The sequence below is a fragment of the Rugosimonospora acidiphila genome (assembly GCF_039543385.1).
In the GTDB taxonomy this organism is placed as follows: Bacteria; Actinomycetota; Actinomycetes; order Mycobacteriales; family Micromonosporaceae; genus Rugosimonospora; species Rugosimonospora acidiphila.
In genome coordinates, this window is the sequence record NZ_BAABJQ010000019.1 from 52569 (window position 1) to 72361 (window position 19793).

General features: G+C 68.4%; 13 protein-coding genes. 9 read left to right on the forward strand and 4 right to left on the reverse strand.

The features are described from left to right. Positions 1 to 62 precede the first annotated feature (62 nt). From ABEA87_RS27480 to treS, 8 genes are all read left to right on the forward strand, one after another. Positions 63 to 2321 carry an ATP-binding protein gene (locus tag ABEA87_RS27480; protein ID WP_345634390.1) on the forward strand — a complete coding sequence of 753 codons (2259 nt, stop codon included), beginning with the start codon at positions 63 to 65 and terminating at the stop codon, positions 2319 to 2321. A 122-nt stretch (positions 2322 to 2443) separates the two neighbouring features. Next, a complete protein-coding gene (locus ABEA87_RS27485) occupies positions 2444 to 3124 on the forward strand; it encodes an alpha/beta fold hydrolase (RefSeq protein ID WP_345634393.1) in 681 nt (226 codons plus the stop codon). 185 nt (positions 3125 to 3309) lie between these two features. Beyond that, positions 3310 to 4131: a sigma-70 family RNA polymerase sigma factor gene (locus tag ABEA87_RS27490; RefSeq protein ID WP_345634395.1), complete on the forward strand. Its 822-nt coding sequence runs from the start codon at positions 3310 to 3312 to the stop codon at positions 4129 to 4131. After that, complete coding sequence (locus ABEA87_RS27495; protein ID WP_345634397.1) at positions 4124 to 6118, forward strand: hypothetical protein; 1995 nt, start codon at positions 4124 to 4126, stop codon at positions 6116 to 6118. Before ABEA87_RS27490 ends, ABEA87_RS27495 begins: the two co-directional genes overlap by 8 nt. A gap of 929 nt (positions 6119 to 7047) precedes the next feature. Next, complete coding sequence (locus tag ABEA87_RS27500) at positions 7048 to 8334, forward strand: ABC transporter substrate-binding protein (RefSeq protein WP_345634399.1); 1287 nt, start codon at positions 7048 to 7050, stop codon at positions 8332 to 8334. Positions 8335 to 8407: 73 nt separating this feature from the next. Beyond that, positions 8408 to 9391: a carbohydrate ABC transporter permease gene (locus ABEA87_RS27505; protein WP_345634401.1), complete on the forward strand. Its 984-nt coding sequence runs from the start codon at positions 8408 to 8410 to the stop codon at positions 9389 to 9391. Beyond that, positions 9388 to 10284: a carbohydrate ABC transporter permease gene (locus ABEA87_RS27510; protein ID WP_345634403.1), complete on the forward strand. Its 897-nt coding sequence runs from the start codon at positions 9388 to 9390 to the stop codon at positions 10282 to 10284. The genes ABEA87_RS27505 and ABEA87_RS27510 overlap by 4 nt, the downstream gene beginning before the upstream one ends. 231 nt (positions 10285 to 10515) lie before the next feature. After that, positions 10516 to 12234, forward strand: a complete 1719-nt coding sequence (gene treS, locus ABEA87_RS27515) for a maltose alpha-D-glucosyltransferase (RefSeq protein ID WP_345634405.1) — start codon at positions 10516 to 10518, stop codon at positions 12232 to 12234. Here treS and ABEA87_RS27520 read toward each other — a convergent pair. Genes ABEA87_RS27520 through ABEA87_RS27530 form a run of 3 tightly spaced genes read right to left on the reverse strand, consistent with a single transcriptional unit; the run spans position 12195 to position 15882 of the window. Further along, entirely contained in the window at positions 12195 to 13115 is a 921-nt protein-coding gene (locus tag ABEA87_RS27520; protein ID WP_345634406.1) for a carbohydrate ABC transporter permease, read from the reverse strand. The genes treS and ABEA87_RS27520 overlap by 40 nt on opposite strands. After that, positions 13112 to 14578: a carbohydrate ABC transporter permease gene (locus ABEA87_RS27525; protein WP_345634408.1), complete on the reverse strand. Its 1467-nt coding sequence runs from the start codon at positions 14576 to 14578 to the stop codon at positions 13112 to 13114. The genes ABEA87_RS27520 and ABEA87_RS27525 overlap by 4 nt, the downstream gene beginning before the upstream one ends. Then, the gene (locus tag ABEA87_RS27530) at positions 14575 to 15882 is read right to left on the reverse strand and encodes an ABC transporter substrate-binding protein (RefSeq protein WP_345634410.1); all 1308 of its coding nucleotides are present in this window, start codon (positions 15880 to 15882) and stop codon (positions 14575 to 14577) included. The genes ABEA87_RS27525 and ABEA87_RS27530 overlap by 4 nt, the downstream gene beginning before the upstream one ends. Before the next feature lie 617 nt (positions 15883 to 16499). On the opposite strand from ABEA87_RS27530, the gene ABEA87_RS27535 reads away from it, so the two are divergent. Next, a complete protein-coding gene (locus tag ABEA87_RS27535; RefSeq protein WP_345634412.1) occupies positions 16500 to 17708 on the forward strand; it encodes a uroporphyrinogen-III synthase in 1209 nt (402 codons plus the stop codon). Positions 17709 to 18204: 496 nt separating this feature from the next. Here the strand turns inward: ABEA87_RS27535 and ABEA87_RS27540 are convergent, their stop codons facing one another. Then, positions 18205 to 19776, reverse strand: coding sequence for an AMP-binding protein (locus tag ABEA87_RS27540; RefSeq protein ID WP_345634414.1), 1572 nt, complete (start codon positions 19774 to 19776; stop codon positions 18205 to 18207). Positions 19777 to 19793: the final 17 nt, after the last annotated feature.

Sequence of the window (19793 nt, forward strand, 5' to 3'; positions counted from 1 at the left end):
ATAACCGCGTACGCTTCCAGGCACTCATGGCGATCGTTGTCGTCCGCCGAGGAGGCGCCGCGATGTCCGCACAGCCCAGTTTCGCGGAAACACTGCGGCTTCGCCGGCGCGCGGCGAGCCTGACGCTGGAGCAGCTCGCGGCGGCATCGGGGGTCAGCGCCAGGACGCTGTCGGACATGGAGCGGGGACGCAGCAAGGGACCTCAGCACCGGACGGTGACCGCCCTCGCGGACGCGCTCGCGCTGGATGAGCCCGCCCGCAGGCGGTTCATCGATCTGGCGCGGGAGGGCCGGCTGCGCGACCACTGGACGCGCCCGACCGGCCTGTGCCAGCTGCCCCGGTCTGTCGACGACTTCACCGGCCGGGCCGCGGAGCTGAACTGGACGAGCGACTTCCTGAACGTCGACAGCTCCGCGGGCGTTGCCGTGGTGGGACTCATCACCGGCGCGGCCGGATCGGGGAAGACCACCTTCGCGGTACGCGCGGCGCAGACCTTGCGGCCGAACTTCCCGGACGGGGTGTTCTTCCTCGACCTCTACGGCATGTCCCAGCATCCTCTCGCCGTCGACGACGCGCTGGGCCTGCTGCTGCGTGCGCTCGGCGTGGCGGACGAGCAGATCCCGGGCGACACCACCGGACGGGCCTCGTTGTACCGGTCGTTGCTGCGCGACCGGCGCGTCTTGGTCGTGCTCGACAATGCCGCCTCCGAGGAGCAGGTCCGCCCGCTGCTGCCGGGCGGCGCGGGCAGGGTTGTGGTCACCAGCCGGCGGCTGCTGGCCGGCCTGGAGGGCGTACGCAGGCTCAGCCTCGGACCTCTGCCGCTGCCGGAGGCCACCGAACTGCTGACCGGGATTCTGAGCGACCGCGCCGCCGCCGACGGCGCACCGGCGCTTTCGCAGCTCGCGCAGCTCTGCGGGGGCCTGCCGCTCGCCCTGCGGATCGTCGGCAACCGGTTGGTCAGCCGGCCCGGCTGGAACGCCGCCGATCTCGCCGCCCGGCTGGCCAACGAGGACCGCCGCCTGGACCAGCTCCGCGCCGGCGACCTCAAGATCGCGTCCGCGTTCGGGATGTCGTACGAGCAGCTTCCGGCACCGGCGCGGCGGATCTTCCGCCGGCTCGCCCTGGTGCCCGGCCGGGACTTCGACGCCGCCCTGGCCGGGGTGCTCGGCGGCGCCTCGATCGAGGACGCCTGGGACGCCCTCGACGAACTCGTCGACCTCGGCCTGCTCGAGGACAGTACGTCGAGCCGGTACCGCTTCCATGACCTGGTCCGACTCTTCGCCCGGGACAGGCTTCAGGAGGAGGACACCGGGACCGAGCGCGACGCGGTCACCGAGAGAATGACGTCATGGCTGCTGCGCATGGCCACCACCGCTGGCCGGCGGTTCGAATCCGCGGTCGGCCGTGCCGACCGAGCTGACGAGGATCTCGCCGATCTGTCCTCCGAGGACGAGGCTGAGCGATGGCTACGGGTGAATGTGGACAACTGGCTGGGTGTGTTGCGGCATGCCGCGAGCCGCGGCCAGCACGATGTAGTGCTTGACTGCGCCACGTCCATGCGCTGGTTCTCCGCCCGGTGGATGCACGGTTGGCCCTGGCAGGAGATCTTCGGTCTCGGCGCGGACGCGGCGGCCGCCCTGGGAGACCCGACCCACCAGGCCGCGCAGCTGACCTATCTGGCCCGGGTTTTTCATGCGACGCCGCCCGTCGACCCCGACGTCATGATGCGGTACGCGGCGCAGGTGTTGGACGCCGCTACCCGCAGCGGCGCGACGGCGCAGATTGCCTGGGGGCACACGTACGTCGCGCGCGCACTACTACGACTCGGACGGCTCGGTGAAGCCGCCGAGTCGGTATCCAGGGCCGCGCAGATCTTCAAGGCCATCGGCGATATCGATGCGTACTGCCAGTGCCTGGGCACGGCCGGCGAATGCCTTCGGGGCGACGGCCGCTACGCCGAGGCACTGGAGCGATACCTTGAGATGTTCGACCTCGCTGGCGACGAGGGGTCCGGGATGACGCCGACCATCGCCGCGCTGACGCTGCCGAACGCGCTTGCCGCCGCCGGTCTGTGTCTGGGACTGCTGGGCCGCCGGGCAGAAGCGATCGTCACGTTCACCGAGGCGATCAGCTTGTTCGAGCAGTTCCCTAGGTCCGGTTCGCAGGCCCGCTGCCTGCAGGCGTTGGCCGCGGTTCTGGCCGATGAGGGCCGTGCCGGGGAGAGCCGCGAGGCGTACGCGCGGGCGGCGGACGTGTTCGAGGCGATCGGCGATGCCGAGGCCAGCGTCCGCTGCCGCGATCTGGCCCCCGCCGCCCACTGACGCGCGAACCCGATTCTGCGCAACTTCTGCGTGCTGTTCTGCGTGGTCCGGACTCCATCGCCTGACTTGAATGAAGAACATAGGACAGGCGCTGGGCCTGTCCGTTCAGGTCAGGAGCGACCGTGACGACGATCAAAAACGTGGTGCTTGTGCACGGCGGCTTCGTGGACGGGTCCGGCTGGCAGGGGGTCTACGACGACCTCGCCAGGGACGGCTTCAACGTGCGGATCGTGCAGAACCCGACACTGTCGCTGGACGGCGACGTCGCCGCGACCCGCCGGGTCCTGGACGCCCTCGACGAGCCGGCCGTACTGGTCGGCCACTCCTACGGCGGGGTCGTGGTCAGCCAGGCCGGTACGCACCCCAACGTCGCGGTACTGGTCTATATCGCCGCGTTCGCCCCCGACAAGGGTGAGTCGGTCAGCACGCTGATCGCGGACCCGCCGGCCGGGGCGCCGGTGCCGCCGATCCTGCCGCCGAGCGACGGTCTCCTGTACCTCGACCGCGACAAGTTCCACGAGGCGTTCGCCGCCGACCTGCCGGCGCGGTTGGCCGCGTTCATGGCCGATGCGCAGGTCCCATGGGGCGTGGACGCCCTCAACGGGGCCGTAACGGAACCGGCCTGGCGGCACAGGCCCAGCTGGTACCTCGTCTCCACCGAGGACCGCATGATCCCGCCGGCCGCACAACGCAGCATGGCCCAACGCGCCGGGTCGTCGGTCGTCGAAGTGATCGGCAGCCACGCCGTCTACGTCTCGCAGCCCGCCGCGGTCGCCGAGGTCATCCGCCAGGCCGCCACCTGACCACTCTCCGTCCACGGGGATTCCTGGCACAAGCCGGTGCCGCACACGTCCCAGGTGTGTCACCGGCCGCCGCCGGTCCCGCGGCGGCCGGCCCACGCCCGAGCGGTCACTTGATGCGCACTTGGTCCAAACATGCCCTCCGTAGCGTCCCTGACAGTCGTCCAAGTCCCCGAAGGAGGCCGTTCATGAGCCGAGATCGAAGAGGCGTTCCGAGCACCACCCGGCGCAAGTCGGGGAGAACGGTACCGACGACCGCCTGGGAATACGCCGACGTCAAGACCGTCAGGCAGCCGGAGGGGGCCCCCTCCGAGGACCGGCGCCGGCTGGTGGAGGAGAACTACGACCTGCTGTACCGGCTGCATGCCCGGCCGCTGTTCCGTTACCTGCTGCGCCTGACCCTCGGCGACCACCGGGAGGCCGAGGACTATCTACAAGAGACATTTCTGCGCGCCTGGCGTTGGCTGCAGGAGCACACGGTGGACCCGCAAATGACGCGACCGTGGCTCTACACCGTGGCCCGGCGCATCGTCATCGACGGTGTCCGGGCCAAACAGGCCAGGCCGACCGAGGTGATCGCGACCGACCTGAGCCGGCTGGCCCAGTCGGACACCGACATCGACCGGCTGGTCCAGGTGCATGCCCTGCGCAGCGCGCTGATGTCGCTGAGCCCGGAGCACCGCGCGGCGCTGATCGAGATCTTCTATCACGAGCGTACGGCCAAGGAGGCCGCCGAGATCCTGGGCGTACCCGAGGGGACCGTCAAGTCCCGGGCCCATTACGCGGTCCGGGCACTGCGCGCGGCGGCCGCGGCCGGAGAACTGAAGGAACTCGGCAGCGTACGCCTCCAGCCCGAGGCGACGGATCGCCGGCCGGATCGTCGCACGTCGTCGCCGGAGCCGGCCACCAAGGTCCGACCGAAGCCGACGCAGGAAGGCCGGCGCCGCTCCGTCGGTTCCCGGCCGGCCCAACAGGTACCGGCCCTCGCCGGAGGGGGGCGTGGTGTCTGAGATCGCCGTACCGCGCCATCCCGAACTCGAGGAGCCCCGGCCAGCCGGCCCGTTGACCCCGAGCGTGGCGGCACGGGCACCGCTGCCACAGTCGCGGACGTTCGTGGAGACCATGCCGGACGGGACCAGAGTGCTCTACGGCGCCGACGGCCTGCCCATCCGGCAGTGGAACGCGGACGGCAGCATCGTCAGCTTCGACGCCCAGGGCAATCCGGTGACGGAGACGACCGCCGACGGTACTCAGCAGCCGCCACCGCAGCGGAATCCGCCTGCGGACCCCGCGAACCTGGTGACGGACCGGCCGGACGCGCAGGGTCGGCCGATGGGCGTGACCTTTCCGGACGGTACCCTCGCGCGGTACGAGTACCAGCCGGACGGCAGCCGGGTGGTGCGCTACTCGACAGGCGTGGTGACCACCGAGAACGGGGTGGGTCAGCTCCTCACCGAGCGGCTGCCGGACGGCACGGTCTACAACGGGTTCGACAGCCAGGGGCGGCCGATCAGCGGCACGCTGCCCGACGGCAGCGCGTTCCAGCTTCGGTACACGGCGGATGGACCAGTGCGGCAGCCCCCCGGCACACCGGCGACCGTCGACCCGGGCGGCCAGCCGGTGCGGCAGGTCACCGCGGACGGGACGGTCCTGGACGGGTTCGACGGTCAGGGTCGGCCGGATTCGGGGGTGTTGCCGGACGGTACCCGCTTCACCATCACGTACGACGCGGAGGGTGATTCGTTCCAGCATTTCGCTGACGGTACGACGGTGGAGTATTCGCCGGGTGGGAAGGTGCTCCAGCAGGTCACCGCGGACGGGACGACGTTCGACGGGTTCGACGCTCAGGGTCGGCCGGATTCGGGGACGTTGCCGGACGGTACCCGCTTCACCATCACGTACGACGCGGAGGGTGATTCGTTCCAGCACTTCTCCGGTGGCAGCACGGTGGAGTATTCGCCGGGTGGGAAGGTGCTCCGGCAGGTCACGGCGGACGGGACGACGTTCGACGGGTTCGACGCTCAGGGCCGGCCCACCTCGGGCACGCTGTCCGACGGCAGCCAGTTCACGATCACCTACGACGCGGAGGGTGATTCGTTCCAGCACTTCTCCGATGGCAGCACGGTGAAGTATTCGCCAGGTGGGAAGGTACTGGAGCAGATCACCGCGGACGGGACGACGTTCGACGGGTTCGACGGTCAGGGTCGGCCGGATTCGGGGGTGTTGCCGGACGGTACCCGCTTCACGATTACGTACGACGCGCAGGGTGATTCGTTCCAGCATTTCGCTGACGGTACGACCGTGGAGTATTCGCCGGGTGGAAAGGTGCTCCAGCAGGTCACGGCGGACGGGACGACGTTCGACGGCTTCGACGGTCAGGGCCGGCCCACCTCCGGCACCCTGCCCGACGGTACCCGCTTCACCATCACCTACGACGCGGAGGGTGATTCGTTCCAGCACTTCGCCGACGGCACCACTGTCGAGTACTCCCCGGACGGCAAGGTGATCAAAGAGATCACCCCGGATGGGACGACGTTCGACGGGTTCGACGGTCAGGGCCGGCCCACCTCCGGCACCCTGCCCGACGGTACCCACGTCACCATCACCTACGACGCGGAAGGCGACGTCTTCGAGCACTTCTCCGACGGATCGACCATCGAGTACGACAGCCACGGCAGGGTTATCAAGACGTGGACTCCGGACGGCACGGAAATCACCTGGGCGGTCGATCTGCCGGCGCTCGACTCCGCGGCCAGCGCCGTCGCGGCGGAGGCGGCGATCATCGCGAACAACGTGGCAAGCCTGAAATTGGTCTTCAACACCGTCGAGGGACTCTGGGAGAGCCCCGCCGGCATGAGCCTCCCGCCACTGGTGAACACGTTCAACATGGTCACCGACGGACTGGTCGAGCTGCTGAACGATGCCGTCAACCGGATGAGGACGGCTTACCAGAACTACTACGACACCGAGTCGACGAACACCGGCAACCTTGAGTAGCGGTACCGCTGCGGCCGGCCGCGGGAATGGGTCGTGGCCGCTGGCATGAGTGATCGATGGTCACTGCCAGGCGCGCCGGCTACGACAGCATTCCGGGCTTCCTTGCCTCCTGTAGTGACCTGGAGTTGGCCGCACTCGTCGACACCGCGCCGACGCGGAGGTGGGTGTGGGCGGTGGTCCGTGCTGCCCGGCCGCCGCTGATGGCGGCCGAGCATGCGGACATCGAGGGTGTCGTCGCTGCCTTCGAGGGAGCCGTTCGGCGGCGAGGTACACGCGGAGCACCCCGGCCTGGGCTGACAGAGGCGGACAAGCGCACCGGCAGGGTGGGCGATCCGACCGTCTACACAGGACCATGCCGATCACGACTTGATAAAGTTCCGCTCACACGCTTCGTCGGCGGAATCCGCCGGTCGCAGAATAGCGGCAGGTCGTAGAACAGGCCTGGGGTTTAGTGCGCGCCAGAACAGGTGCGAGACGCAGCGACATGCGCGGATGAATCCACTCCAACCGGGCGCCCTTCCCAGGCATCAAAGTGTTGACCTTGTGAGCACTTTCTCGTTCGGATTGCACTCCGAATTCTGCTCTGGCTTTCGTGTTCACGTGCCGGCAACAATCGCTTCGTCCCTTCCGCGGGTTACCTGTGCGGTAGCCCGGCGGCCGCTTTTCGCTACGGCCGACGGAGACACGTTGGCCGAGGTTGTGTTCGAAAAGTAGCTCCACCGTCGCGGCAGGCACCCGCGGCGACCGAGCCGCCCCGCCCCGCGAGCGATCCGTCGGCGCCACCACCGCATCACGCTGGCCGGCGTGCCGTCGGACGGGCAGCGCGTCCGACAGCACAGCGCGGCCGCCCGCCGCGCCGGCGAACACCAGATCCTTGGGTGCCTGCACGAACTCTCTCCAGGCGCCCGTGAGTCCTCGAAGGAGTACCAGTGAGCTTGTGGCTACGAAGACTTGCTCCGTTGGCCGTCGTCGTGGTCGTCGCGGCGGGCTGCGTCAGCACGAACAGTTCGTCGGGTGACGACAGCGACCTCCATGGCAAGACCGTCAACGTGATCGGCACCTGGGGCGGTGACGAGCAGACCGCGTTCCTGAAGATGGTCGAGCCGTGGGAGAAGCAGACCGGTGCCAAGGTGAAGTACACCGGCACCCGCGACATCAACACGGTGCTGACCACCGGCGTGGCCTCCGGTGTGCTGCCGGACCTGGCCGGACTGCCCGGGCCCGGTCAGCTCGCGGAGTATGCCAAGGCGGGCAAGCTAAAGCCGTTGGACAACGTGCTGGACATCAAGACCTACCAGAGCGAGACGGCGCCGGCGCTGGCCCAGTTGGGTAAGTCGGACGGCAAGGTGTACGGCGTCTTCATCAAGGCCGCGGTCAAGGGCCTGATCTGGTACAACACCAAGGTCCATGACTACGGTGCGAATCCGCCGAAGACGTGGACGGACCTGATGAGCCAGGCAAGCGCCAACCAGGGCGCGGCCAAGGATGTCTGGTGCCTCGGCGTTGAGTCCGGTGCGTCCTCGGGTTGGCCGGGCACCGACTGGATCGAAGACCTGGTCCTGCGCACGGCGGGGCCGCAGGTCTACACGAACTGGTACGAGGGCAAGGTCAAGTGGACTGACCCGGCCATCAAGAAGGCGTTCCAGATGTACGTCACGGACGTGGTCGGCAAGTCCTACGGCGGCGGGAAGAACGCGGTCGCCACGAACTTCGGCAACGCCGGCGACCCCATGTTCGCCAACCCGCCCGGCTGCGAGCTGCTGCACCAGGCGAGCTTCATCACTACCTTCAGCCAGTTCAAGTCGCACACCGCGGGCACGGACTACAACTTCTTCCCGTTCCCCGACATCGACCCCCAGTACGCCGGTGCGGTCGAGGGCGCCGGCGACCTGTTCGGCATGTTCCACGACACCCCGGCCGCGAAGTCGCTGATGAAATACCTGGTGACGGCTGACGCGCAGGACATCTGGGTGAAGATCGGCGGGGCTCTCTCCGCCAACGAGGACGCTATCGACTATCCGGACGAGGTCAGCAAGCAGTCCGCGGCCATCCTGGCCCACGCGAAGAGCTTCGTGTTCGACGCCTCCGACAGCATGCCGACGGCGATGAACGACGCCTTCTGGAGCGCCATGGTGGCGCTGACCAACGGGAGCAAGACGGTGGACCAGGTGCTGTCCGACCTGGACCGTGCGCAGAAGGACGCCTACACCTCCTGACTACGCGGTGGTGGGGGCGGTGCTGCCGCCCCCACCACCGGACCCCGACAACGACCCGACCCGGGAGGTTCGTGTGGATACACGCCTGGTCACCGCCATCGAAGTCGTGGTGGGCGTTCCAGTCGTCCTTATTGGATACATCTGGGCCAGCGAGCGGCTTGTCGCCCTGCTCAACGCCCGTTGGCGAAGGGTGATCAGGCCCTGGTTGTGGCTCGCTCCAGCCCTCGCCTTCCTCGGTTTCTTCCTGATCTACCCGACGGTCCTCACCGCCATCCGCAGCCTGCAGAGCAAGGACTCGCTGAATCCGAAGTTCGTCGGGCTGGCCAACTACAAATGGTTCTTCACCAACGGTGACGCGCTCGGGGCTCTGTTCAACAACGTGCTGTGGCTCGTGTTCTTCACCGGATTCACGGTGGGCATGGGTCTGCTCGTGGCCGTGCTGGTCGACCGCGTCCGCTTCGAGGCCTGGGCCAAGAGCATCATCTTCCTTCCGTTGGCCATCAGCATGGTCGCGGCCGGCGTGATCTGGAAATTCATGTACGACTACAGGCCGGCGGGATCCGCGCAGACCGGCACGCTCAACGCGCTGATCGGCAATGTCGGGCTGGGCCCCATCGGCTGGCTACAGTCGCCCGGGTTTCGGCTGAGTACGTTCGCGATCATCGCGATCATGGTGTGGATGTGGACCGGCTTCGCCATGGTCATCATCTCGGCCGCCCTGAAGGGCATCGACGCCGAGCTGCTGGAGGCCGCGCGCATGGACGGCGCCAGCGAATGGCAGGTCTTCAGGCGGATCACGCTTCCGCTGCTGGGCCCCACCCTCACCGTCGTGTCCACCACGATGATCATCACCTCGTTGAAGACCTTCGACATCGTCTACACCCTGACCAATGGCAACTACAACACCGACGTCGTAGCGAACTTGATGATCAAGGAGATGTTCACGTTCGGAGACTTCGGCCGGGCCAGCGCCGTCGCGGTAATCCTCCTGCTCGCGATCCTGCCGATCATGGGCTTCAACATCCGCAAGTTTCGATCCCAGGAGTCGATGTCATGACCACGCTCGTGAAGCAAACGGCACCCGCCGTCACAGCTGTTCCGCGGCCAATGGCGCGGCGGCGGGGCCGGCTCGTCCTGAATCTCGCCGTGGTCGTCCTGATGATTATCTGGGCGGTACCGACGGTCGGGCTGCTGGTCAGTTCGTTTCGGCCACAGTCGGCACTGTCAAGCAGCGGCTGGTGGACCGCGTTCGCGCCGCCGTACCATTTCACGATCGCCAACTACCGCGACGTGTTCAACCAGGCGGGTATTGGGCATGCGTTCGTCAACAGCCTGCTCATCGCGATCCCGGCCACGGTCATTCCGCTCTTCGTCGCGGCCTTCGCCGCCTACGCCTTCAGCTGGATGCAGTTTCCCGGTCGCGACCTACTCTTCGTCGTGGTTGTCGGCCTGCTGGTCGTTCCGCTGCAGACGACCCTGATCCCGGTCCTCAAGCTGTTCGCCGACTGGGGGCTCACCGGCCAGTTTCTCGCGGTGTGGCTGGCGCACACCGGCTACGGGCTGCCGTTCGCCGTCTATCTGCTACGCAACTTCATGGGCTCGCTGCCGCGAGCGGTATTCGAATCCGCCGCCATCGACGGGGCCTCCCACGTGACATCGTTCTTCCGGCTGGCCGTCCCGATGAGTGTGCCAGCCTTCGCCGCGCTGGCTATCTTTCAGTTTCTGTTCGTCTGGAACGACCTGCTCGTATCGCTGATCTACATAGGACTGGCGAACCCCGACAACCTTCCGATGACCGCGACCATCGCCAACCTGGTCAACTCCCTCGGCGGAGGCTGGTACCTGCTGGGTGCCGCGGCATTTGTGTCGATGGCCCTGCCGCTGGCACTGTTCTTCGGTCTCCAGCGCTATTTCGTCCGCGGAATTGTCGGCGGCGCGGTCAAGGGATGAGCCCGGCGACGGGCCGTTGCCCGCGCGCGGCGGCCCGGCAACGGGTCGCGTCGCGCACCCCGGGGGCAAACGTCGGTGACCCGAGGGCGCGTCGTAGCCATGGTAATCAAGCGAAGGTACCCCATGAGGCGGTCTGCACCCGATCCGCTGTCGCCCCGGCCATCCCTTGGAGATCGCGTGATGATCCACCCTGTCTCGAGCCCGCCCCCGCCGGCGCGGACAGCTCGTCGAATGCCCGTGGAGCGGGACTGGTTCAAGCGGGCGGTGTTCTACGAGGTGCTGGTACAGGCGTGTATGGACTCGAACTCCGACGGGTACGGTGACCTGCCCGGGTTGACCGGAAAGCTGGACTATCTGCAGTGGCTGGGGGTGGACTGCCTGTGGCTACCACCGTTCTACGACTCCCCGGGCCGCGATGGCGGCTACGACATCCGGGACTACTACACCGTGTCGCCTGAGTGCGGTACGGTCGACGACTTCGTGACACTGCTGGACGAGGCACACGCCAGGGGGATCCGTGTCATCACGGACCTGGTCCTCAACCACACTTCGGACACGCACCACTGGTTCCAGGAGTCGCGGCGTGACCCGCACGGCCCGTACGGCGACTTCTACGTGTGGCGCGACAGCGACACCGACTACGCGGGGGTACGGGTCATCTTCAACGACGCCGAGCCGTCGAACTGGACGTTCGACCCGGTGCGGCAGCAGTTCTACTGGCACCGCTTCTACCATCACCAGCCGGACTTGAACTATGAGAACCCGGCTGTGCAGGAGGCGATGCTGGACATCGTGCGGTTCTGGCTGAACCTGGGGATCGACGGGTTCCGCCTGGACGCGGCGACGTACCTGTACGAGCAGGAGGGTACCGACTGCGCGAACCTGCCGGAGACGCACGGGTACCTCAAGCGGCTGCGCAAGGTGATCGATGACGAGTACCCCGGCTGCGTGCTGCTGGCCGAGGCCAACCTGTGGCCCTCCGACCTGGTGCAGTACTTCGGCGACCCGCAGGTCGGCGGGGACGAGTGCCACATGGCGTTCCACTTCCCGCTGATGCCGCGCATCTTCATGGCCGTGCGCCGGGAGTCGCGGCAGCCGATTACCGAGATCCTCGCGCAGACCCCGGCCATCCCGTCCGGCTGCCAGTGGGGCACGTTCTTGCGCAACCACGACGAGTTGACGCTGGAGATGGTCACCGACGAGGAGCGCGACTACCTGTGGGCGGAGTACGCCAAGGATCCGAGGATGCGGCTCAACGCCGGGATCCGCCGCCGGCTGGCACCGATGGTCGGCGACGACCGCAACCAGATCGAGCTGTTCACCTCCCTGTTGCTGTCGCTGCCCGGCTCCCCGGTCATCTACTACGGCGACGAGATCGGCATGGGGGACAACGTGTACCTCGGCGACCGCGACGGGGTACGCACCCCCATGCAGTGGTCGCCCGACCGCAACGGAGGCTTTTCGCGCTGCGACCCCGGCCAGCTCTACCTGCCGGTCAACGCCGGCTGGGTCTACGGCTACCAGGCGGTGAACGTCGAACGCCAGCAGGACCAGCCGGCCTCACTCCTGCAGTGGACCCGCCGGATGATCGAGGTACGCAAACAGCACCCCGCGCTCGCCCTCGGCGACTTCCACGACCTCGGCGGCTCCAACCCGGCCGTGCTGGCGTTCCTGCGCGAAACTGCCGACGAGGTCATCCTGTGCGTGCACAACCTGTCCCGGCACCCGGAACCCGTTTTGCTTCCGCTGGGCCCCCGCTTCCGCGGGCAGATCCCGGTCGAACTGACCGGCAGCACCATCTTCCCCGCCATCGGGCTGCGCCCGTACCTGCTCACTCTGCCCGGTTACGGCTCCTACTGGTTCCGCATCGTTCCCTCGCGCCGTCACGCCCGGGTGGTGGGTCACCCGGCTCACTTGTCGGAGCCGGCGAGCACGCCGTGCACGAAGTAGCGCTGAAACGAGAAGAACACCACCAGCGGTACGAGCATGGACACGAACGCGCCGGGGCCGATCAGGTCGATGTTGGAGGAAAAGGTACGCATCTGCGAGAGCAACTGGTAGGTGATGGGGGCGTGCGCGGAGTCGGCGAAGACCAGCGCGACCAGCAGGTCGTTCCACACCCATATGAACTCGTAGACGGCGAGCGCCGCGATGGCGGGCCGGCCGATGGGCAGCACGACCCGGCGGAAGATGGCGAGCTCGCTGCCGCCGTCGACCCGGGCCGCCTCCAGCAGGTCGCGGGGAATGCCGGCGAAGAAGTCGCGGAGCAGGAAGATGGCGAACGGTAGGCCGAAGGCGACGTGGAAGGCGACGACGGCGGGCACGTCGCCGTAGATGTGCAGGGCGCGGAAGACGGCGGCGTCGGGAATGATGGCCACCTGGACCGGCACGATGATGAGCGCGACGGTCAAGGCGAACAGCCAGTTCCGGCCGGGAAAGTCGATCCAGGCCAGGGCGTAGGCGGCCAGCGCCCCGAGGCCGACGACGAGCACGGTGGACGGCACGGTGATCAGGACGCTGTTCCACAGCGAGCCGAGGATGTCCTTGTTCTGCATGAGGTTCACGTAGTTGGACAGCGTGAGCTGAGCCGGCCGGCGCAGGACCGTCCACCAGCCCGTGGCGCTGTTGTCCGCCGGAGCGCGCAGGCTCTCGATGAACAACCCGAGGGTGGGCAGCAACCAGAACAGACCCACGGTCCACACGCAGATCTGCAGCAACGCTTTGCCGAACCGGCCGGCGGCGCGCACGACGAGGCTGCGCCGGGGCGGGACGGTGACAGCGGTACCGGCGGGCACGAGCGTCGGCACCCGCGGGGTGACGGCCACACTCACGACGGGTCCCTCCGTAGACGACGGACATTGAACGCGATCGCGGGTATCACGAGGACGAACAGCAGCACACCCAGTGCGCTGCCCAGCCCCTTGTCCAGGCTGCCGCCGAAGGACACCTTGTACATCTGCACGGCGACGACCGTCGCGGCGTCCTGGGAGGAGTCCGGGGCGATCACGTAGACCAGGTCGAAGATTTTCAGCACATTGATGATGAGGGTGACCATCACCACGATGAGCACCGGTCGGACCAGTGGGATCGTGACTTTGCGGAGCACCTGCCACTCGCTGGCCCCGTCGACCCGGGCGGCCTCCAGGGTCTCCCGGGGCAGTGCGCCCAGCCCGGCAGAAATGATCAACATGGCGAATCCGGCCCAGATCCAGAGATACGCCACGATGATCGCCGGAGTGATCAGCGACGGCCCGAGCCAGCCGATCCCGCCGAACGGGGCGGCGAAGTCCGACGCGGGCAGGGCCAGGGTGAAGCCGCTGCCGTGCAGCCCGGTGAAGGCGAACCGCCCCGCGTGGTCGGTGATCGCGTTGGCAACCACCCTGCCATCGCGTACCGCCTGCACCCGGATGCCGGGCAGCCCCTGCTCGCCCCGGTCGATCGCTCCGACCCGCCCACCACCCGGGGTGAAGTCCAGCCACACCACGCCGGACAGCGCACCGTCCGTGGTGCCGGGAGCGGCGGCCTGAACCGCCGTGTTCGGTACCGTGTCCCGGGCCACCCCGACCAGCGGCAACGTCACCTCGGTGCCAGACGCGAACGTGTGCGTCGAGGCGTACCCGCCGTCGCCTGCTGTCGACAGGATGCTCGCGTCCCGGGGCCGCGCTCCCGGGTACGGGGAGGCCGGCCGGAACACGTCGTGCACGACCGAGATCGCGGCGTTGAGCACGCCCCGGTCGGGGCTCGCGTCGTAGACCAGGCGCCACGCGATCCCGGTGGACACCAGCGACACGGCCATCGGCATGACCAGGATCGTCCTGAACACGGTGGCCAGCCGGACCCGTTGACCCAGTACCGCGAAGATGAGCCCGAGCACGGTCACCACTGTCGGTGCGACGGCAACCCAGACCGCGTTGTTGAGCAGCGCGCGTCGGGTGTCGGCCGCAGAAAAAATCGCGAGGTAGTTGCGCAGCCCCACCCAGTGCTGCCCGGCCGAATCGTGCAGGCTCAGCCAGACGGTGCGAAAGATCGGCCAGGCCACCAGCAGGGCGAGGATCATCAGCGCGGGGGCCAGGAATACCGCGGCGACCGTCCGGCGCTCGCGCCGGACCGTGGCCTCCGGCCCTCCCTGCGGGGCGCGGCCCAAGCGGTCGAGGTCCGGGCTGTCGGGGTCCGTGGGCCGGGGAACGGTCGCCACGCGCCGCCCGGCGGTGGTCGCCGGATCGCGGGCGGGGTCGGTGCCCGTCGCGGTCGAGGCACGCACCAGGCCGTCGACCGGCTTGCCCGTGCCGGTCATGAGCGGCTCCCGTAATCCTTGGTGGCCGCGGCCTCCAGCGCGGCCGCGGTACCGGCGGGATCGCCCGGGTGGGCAACGAAGTCGGTCAGCAGCCGCCATTCGTCCGCGCCGGCCTGGCCGCCGAAGGACTGCGGCGTCTGGTCGGACATGTCGAACTGCACCACCGACGACGTGACCAGTGCCTGCGCCATCGCCCGGGTGGAGTCGTCGGGGTACGCGGACAGGTCGAGCTCGCTGTTCGCGGACAGGAAGCCGCCCGCCTGCGCCCAGATTCTCGCCGCCTCCGGCGAGGCGAGGTAGGCCATCAGCGCTCGGGCACCAGGGGAGTCCCTGAACTGGACTGCCTCGTCGCCGGCGGACACGACGGCGGGGGCGGAGCCGTCGATGGACGGGAAGTTGAAGAGTTTGGCGTCGCCGCCGATCCGGGCCGCGCCCAGCTTGCCGATTTCACCAGTGACGAAGTCGCCCTCGTACAGCATGGCGGCCTTCGGCCGTTCGCCGAACACGTCCGCGACCGCCTGGGTGAAGGTCAACTGGGTGGCGCCTTTCTCGATCATGTTGGGCGTACCGAAGTAGCCGCCGAGCACGCTCAGCGCCCGCACCACCGTCGGATCCGTCCACGCTAGCCGGTGCGCGGCCAACTCGGCGTACTTGTCGCTGCCCGCCACCCGCAGATAGACGTTCTCGAACCAGTCGGTGACCGGCCAGCCGTCGGCCGCAGGCACGGCGATCGGCGTCACGCCCGAGTCGGCCAGGGTCTTCGAGGTGTCGATGAAGTCGTCCCAGGTGGACGGTGGCCGCGCGCCCGCCGCACGAAAGTCGTCGGTGCGGTACCAGACAACGGACTTGTTGGCGACCTTGAAGAAAAAGCCGTAAAGCCTGCCGTCCACGACGCCCAACTGCTTCCACGCGTCGCTGTAGTTCGTCGATACCGCCGCAGCCGCATCACCGGTGAGGGGAACCAGCATGCCCTTCCGGGCGTACTCGGCGACCACGCCCGGTTGGGGAACCAACGCCACGTCCGGCGGCGCACCACCGGTCAGCCGGCTGTTGAGCAGTATGTTGACGTTGTTACCCCCGGAGGTATAGGTGACCTTGACGTGCGTCCTGGCAGTGAAGCCGTTCAGGACCTTCTGAAAGTTCGCCTGCTCTTCCCCGGTCCACTCACCGATGACCTCGAGGCTCCGGCCGCTCACGTCACTGCCCGCGGACCCCGAACCGGCCCCTGCCGTGACGCCGCAGCCGGCCACCATCGCCAGCGCGACGGCGGCGATCGCCGCGCCGTGGTGAAGCTTCCAAGACATCAATACCTCCGAAGTCGCGGTCGGTTCGACAGCACTCCGTCGGACAGTCCGGTCAGCAGGCATGCCGTCCGTCGACGTCGACCGCGAGCTTGGCCGCTCCGTGTGCAACCAGCATGTCTGCGCCCGCGATCGGATCACAGCGCCGCCGGACGGCATGGCCGGCCGTCGATTCCGAACGAGACGAACCGAATGTTGCCGGGGTGCGAGCGCCAGAGCCAGAGCGCCACTGACACTGCAACCCAAACGAGAAAGTCCTCACAAGATCGACATGTCGGCAGCCGGTCACTCGTCGTGCGATGCCGCGCACCCGTGCGACGCCGAACGCATGGCGTGGTGGGTGGACCAGTCCGGGAGCTGCCCTGCGACCTGCCAGGATCGCCGCGCTGGCGCCAGCCCCGTTGAGCATGTGAGCGAAACTCTACCAAGTCGTGACGCCAATGGCCGCGCACCTTCTGCGACGCTGAGTCGCAATACCGCCGCATCGAGGCGGCCGGCTTGCGGATCGGTGCGACGTTCGATGAATCGGGCGTGATTGAAACATCGCGCACCTGCCAACGTAAATCTGTAAGGCATCAGCACGACAGCGATGTGCGTGCCCGGCGGGGAAGGAGGCTGGGGTGGCGCCACCCAGGAACGCGCCGGCTGCGATCGCACCACTGCCGGCGGTACCCCTCGCCTGTGTGCCGCCGGCCCCGCGGGACTCCGCCGTCACCCAGCCGCCGCCGGAGCCGGCGGCGGCGCTGGCGGGGTACGCCGTCGCCGTCGTCTCGGACCGCCGCCGCCACCGGCTGTGCGATCTGCTGGAAGCGGCCGGGGCCCGTACCGTCGCGGTTCAGGGCGTGCGCACACTCTCCACCCTCGACAGTCAGCCGCTTCAGACGCAGACCGCACAGGTGCTCGCCGCCCCCATCGACGAGCTGGTCGTCGCCTCCGACTTCGGGTTTCGCTCGTGGCTACGGCTGGCGCGCCAGTGGCAGCGCGCGGACGCGCTGTCCGCCCGCTTCGCCGGCGCCCGGCGGCTGGCCAGTAATCCCCGAGCCGCCGATGCCATGCGCGAGATCGGCTTGGACGAGATCTGGTCCACGGCCGCCGGCAGCACCGAGGAGCTCTTTCGCTACCTGCTGGCGCAGCCGATGACCGGTCGCCGGGTGGTGGTCCAGAGCGACAACCCGTCTGTGGCCGAGCTGTGCCACGCGATGCGCGTGGCCGGTGCCGACGTCGTCGAGGTGGTCACCCATCAGGCCTTCCCGCCGACGCATGCCGATCTGCTGCGTCGTCTCGGCGATCAGATCTGCGCGGGGCAGGTGGACGCGGTGGCGTTCACCAACCCCGCATCGGTGGAGAACCTGCTCGCCCAGGCCGTCGCTGACCGGCGCCTCAACGAGCTGCTCAACGCAATGTCCGACGAGGTACCCGCGATGTGCCTGAGCGAGCTGGGCGCAGCGCCGCTGCGCGCCCACGGAGTGCCGGTTCACCTACCTGTTCAGCCCTTTCTCGAAGAGTTCGTGGCGCTTGCGGCGGCGACGGTGCCGCGGCGGGCGGTGCGGGTCGTCGCGGGCGGGCTGTGTCTTGAGGTACGGGGACAGGCGGTGGTGCTCAACGGTGAGCTGATTGCGGTGCAGCCCGGGCCGATCGCGGTGCTGCGCGCCCTGGCCCGCCACCCCGGTCGGGTGCTGTCCTGTGCGGAGATCCGCCGCGCGACCCCGAACTGGGCCGGGGTGGATGACCACGCCATCGAAATGGCGGTATCGCGCCTGCGACGCTCGCTGAAGGACAACGAACTGATCCAGACGGTCATGAAGCGCGGCTACCGGCTTGCCGCGTGAGCTGCGCTGCGCAGTCGGACTGACGTACGCCGGTCAGCGGCCGGCGGCCCGCGGTCCCGGACGGGATGACCTCATCGATGCCGGATTCCGTTTCTTACCTTCCGGCACACGTGCGTTCCCGGTCCCGAGAGCGGAGAGCCGCCACGCGCAGACACGCCTGCGTCATTGTGCTCGCCCTGGCCGTCTGCGCGTCGCTGTCCACGATGGGCCGCACCAGTGACCGCGCCACGACGCCGCCGACCGGCGGGGGTGGCCGCGGTCCGGGAAAGCGTGATCGCCGGTCCGGCGAACTCCGTCGCGGACGAACGGCGTAGGCGTTCAGCGGCTCCCATGCCGCGATGCCCGGTATCATCCCGGCTGCAGTCGCTTGCCAGGTGGTACATCTCGAGGTACCGCTCCAGCGCCTCGGCGCAGCGTCCGTCGCCGTTGCCCACCGGGCCATACGCCACGCCGCACGGATGCTGACTGCCACGCGGCATGGCGCCCGGAGGAGTTGTCAGGCTCTACGGGAAGGCGACGCGGTCCCCGAAAGCCACTGTTCGCGTAGCAGATGGCGGCGGGTCTTTCCGGTGGACTCGCGCGGTATGGCTCGGACGAACCGATACGCCCTCGGCACTTTGTATCCGGCCAGCCGCCGCCGACAGAACTGGTCCAGTATCTCGGTGGTTCGCCCGTCCTGAGGAACGGCCGGGTCCAATTCGACGAACGCGACGGCCTGCTGCCCGTACTCGTCGTCGGTGATACCGAACACCACCGCGTCGCGGACGGCAGGATGCTCCTGAAGGATCCCTTCGACCTCGGACGGGTATATGTTCACGCCCCCGGAGATTATTGAGTCGCCGACCCGCCCCGTGAGGTACAGGTAGCCGTCCTCGTCGAGGTGACCGGTGTCTCCGTAGGTGAAAACGCCCGGTCCGAGGTGCGCGGCCGCCGTCTGCTCCGGCGCGTTGTGGTACTCGAAGTCGCGCTCCGGGTCGCGGCGCAGGTAGATCGTGCCTTCACCACCGGCCGGCACCGGTGTCCGGTCCGGACTGATAACGAGGAAGCCGTCCGGAGGGACTGCGCGGCCCACGCTGCCGGGCCGCTGCAGCCAGCTCTGGGGATCGATGACCGCGGCGAGACCTCCCTCGGTGGCACCGTAGTACTCCCACAGCACTGGACCCCACCAATCGATCATCTGCCGCTTGACCTCCACCGGGCAGGGGCCACCGCCGTGCCATACCCGGTGGAGGCTGGTACCGCGGAAGTTCGACCGGATCTCCGGCGGCAGCCGCAGCAGGCGGACGAGGTGGGTCGGTACCAGATGGGTGGTCGCGACCTGCTCCGCGTCGATGGTGTGTAGCGTGCGGGCCGCGTCGAACCGCTGGTGCACGAGCAGCCGGCAGCCGGACAGCCACGGCAGGAGCGAGAACATGAACGGTGCGGCGTGGTACCACGGCCCGACGAGCAGCGCGGTGCCCTCGGTGGGGATGTCCAGTGCCCGACGCATCCTGGCCAGCATCGCCTCGATGTGCCCGATCGGTGCGGACGGAATGAACAGCCGGTTGACGACCCCCTTGGGATGGCCGGTGCTGCCGCCGGTGTAGAGCATCACGGCACCCGAGGACTGGCTGGCCGGCTCGTCGGCGCGGGCGACCTCCAGTAGGGGCTCCACGGCCTCGAGGCCGGCCAGCGGTCGGTGTCCGAAGACCGCGGCGAGCCGTGGTCGAATGCTGGCCAAGCCGACCGCCTCCCGGGCAGTCGCGGCGCGCTGCTCGTCGGCCAGTACCACCTGGCAGCCGCAGTCCCGCAGCACGTGCCCGACCTCAGGCGGCGTCAGCTGCACGTTGATGGGAACGACGATGAGTCCACTGTGCAGGCAGGCGAGCAGGATCTCCAGCGCCGGTGTGCGGTTGCCCGCCAAAACCGCGACCCGGCTGTGCGGCTCCAGGTCGTAGCCGCGCAGGAGGTCGATCCAGCGGTTGACCCGTGTGTCGAGTGCCTGCCAGGTGAGTGAGGCGCCGTGCTCGTCCTGCACAGCGGTCGCCTCTGGACGTACCTGAACGTGGGCTGTGATCAGCTGAGCCATCTGCGACTCCTCGGGGC

Bases quoted from the DNA above. Each gene is read 5' to 3' on its own strand.
- ABEA87_RS27540 (WP_345634414.1), bottom strand. From the start codon at position 19,776: ATGGCTCAGCTGATCACAGCCCACGTTCAGGTACGTCCAGAGGCGACC.
- ABEA87_RS27530 (WP_345634410.1), bottom strand. From the start codon at position 15,882: ATGTCTTGGAAGCTTCACCACGGCGCGGCGATCGCCGCCGTCGCGCTG.
- treS (WP_345634405.1), top strand. From the start codon at position 10,516: ATGCCCGTGGAGCGGGACTGGTTCAAGCGGGCGGTGTTCTACGAGGTG.
- ABEA87_RS27490 (WP_345634395.1), top strand. From the start codon at position 3,310: ATGAGCCGAGATCGAAGAGGCGTTCCGAGCACCACCCGGCGCAAGTCG.
- ABEA87_RS27525 (WP_345634408.1), bottom strand. From the start codon at position 14,578: ATGACCGGCACGGGCAAGCCGGTCGACGGCCTGGTGCGTGCCTCGACC.
- ABEA87_RS27480 (WP_345634390.1), top strand. From the start codon at position 63: ATGTCCGCACAGCCCAGTTTCGCGGAAACACTGCGGCTTCGCCGGCGC.
- ABEA87_RS27510 (WP_345634403.1), top strand. From the start codon at position 9,388: ATGACCACGCTCGTGAAGCAAACGGCACCCGCCGTCACAGCTGTTCCG.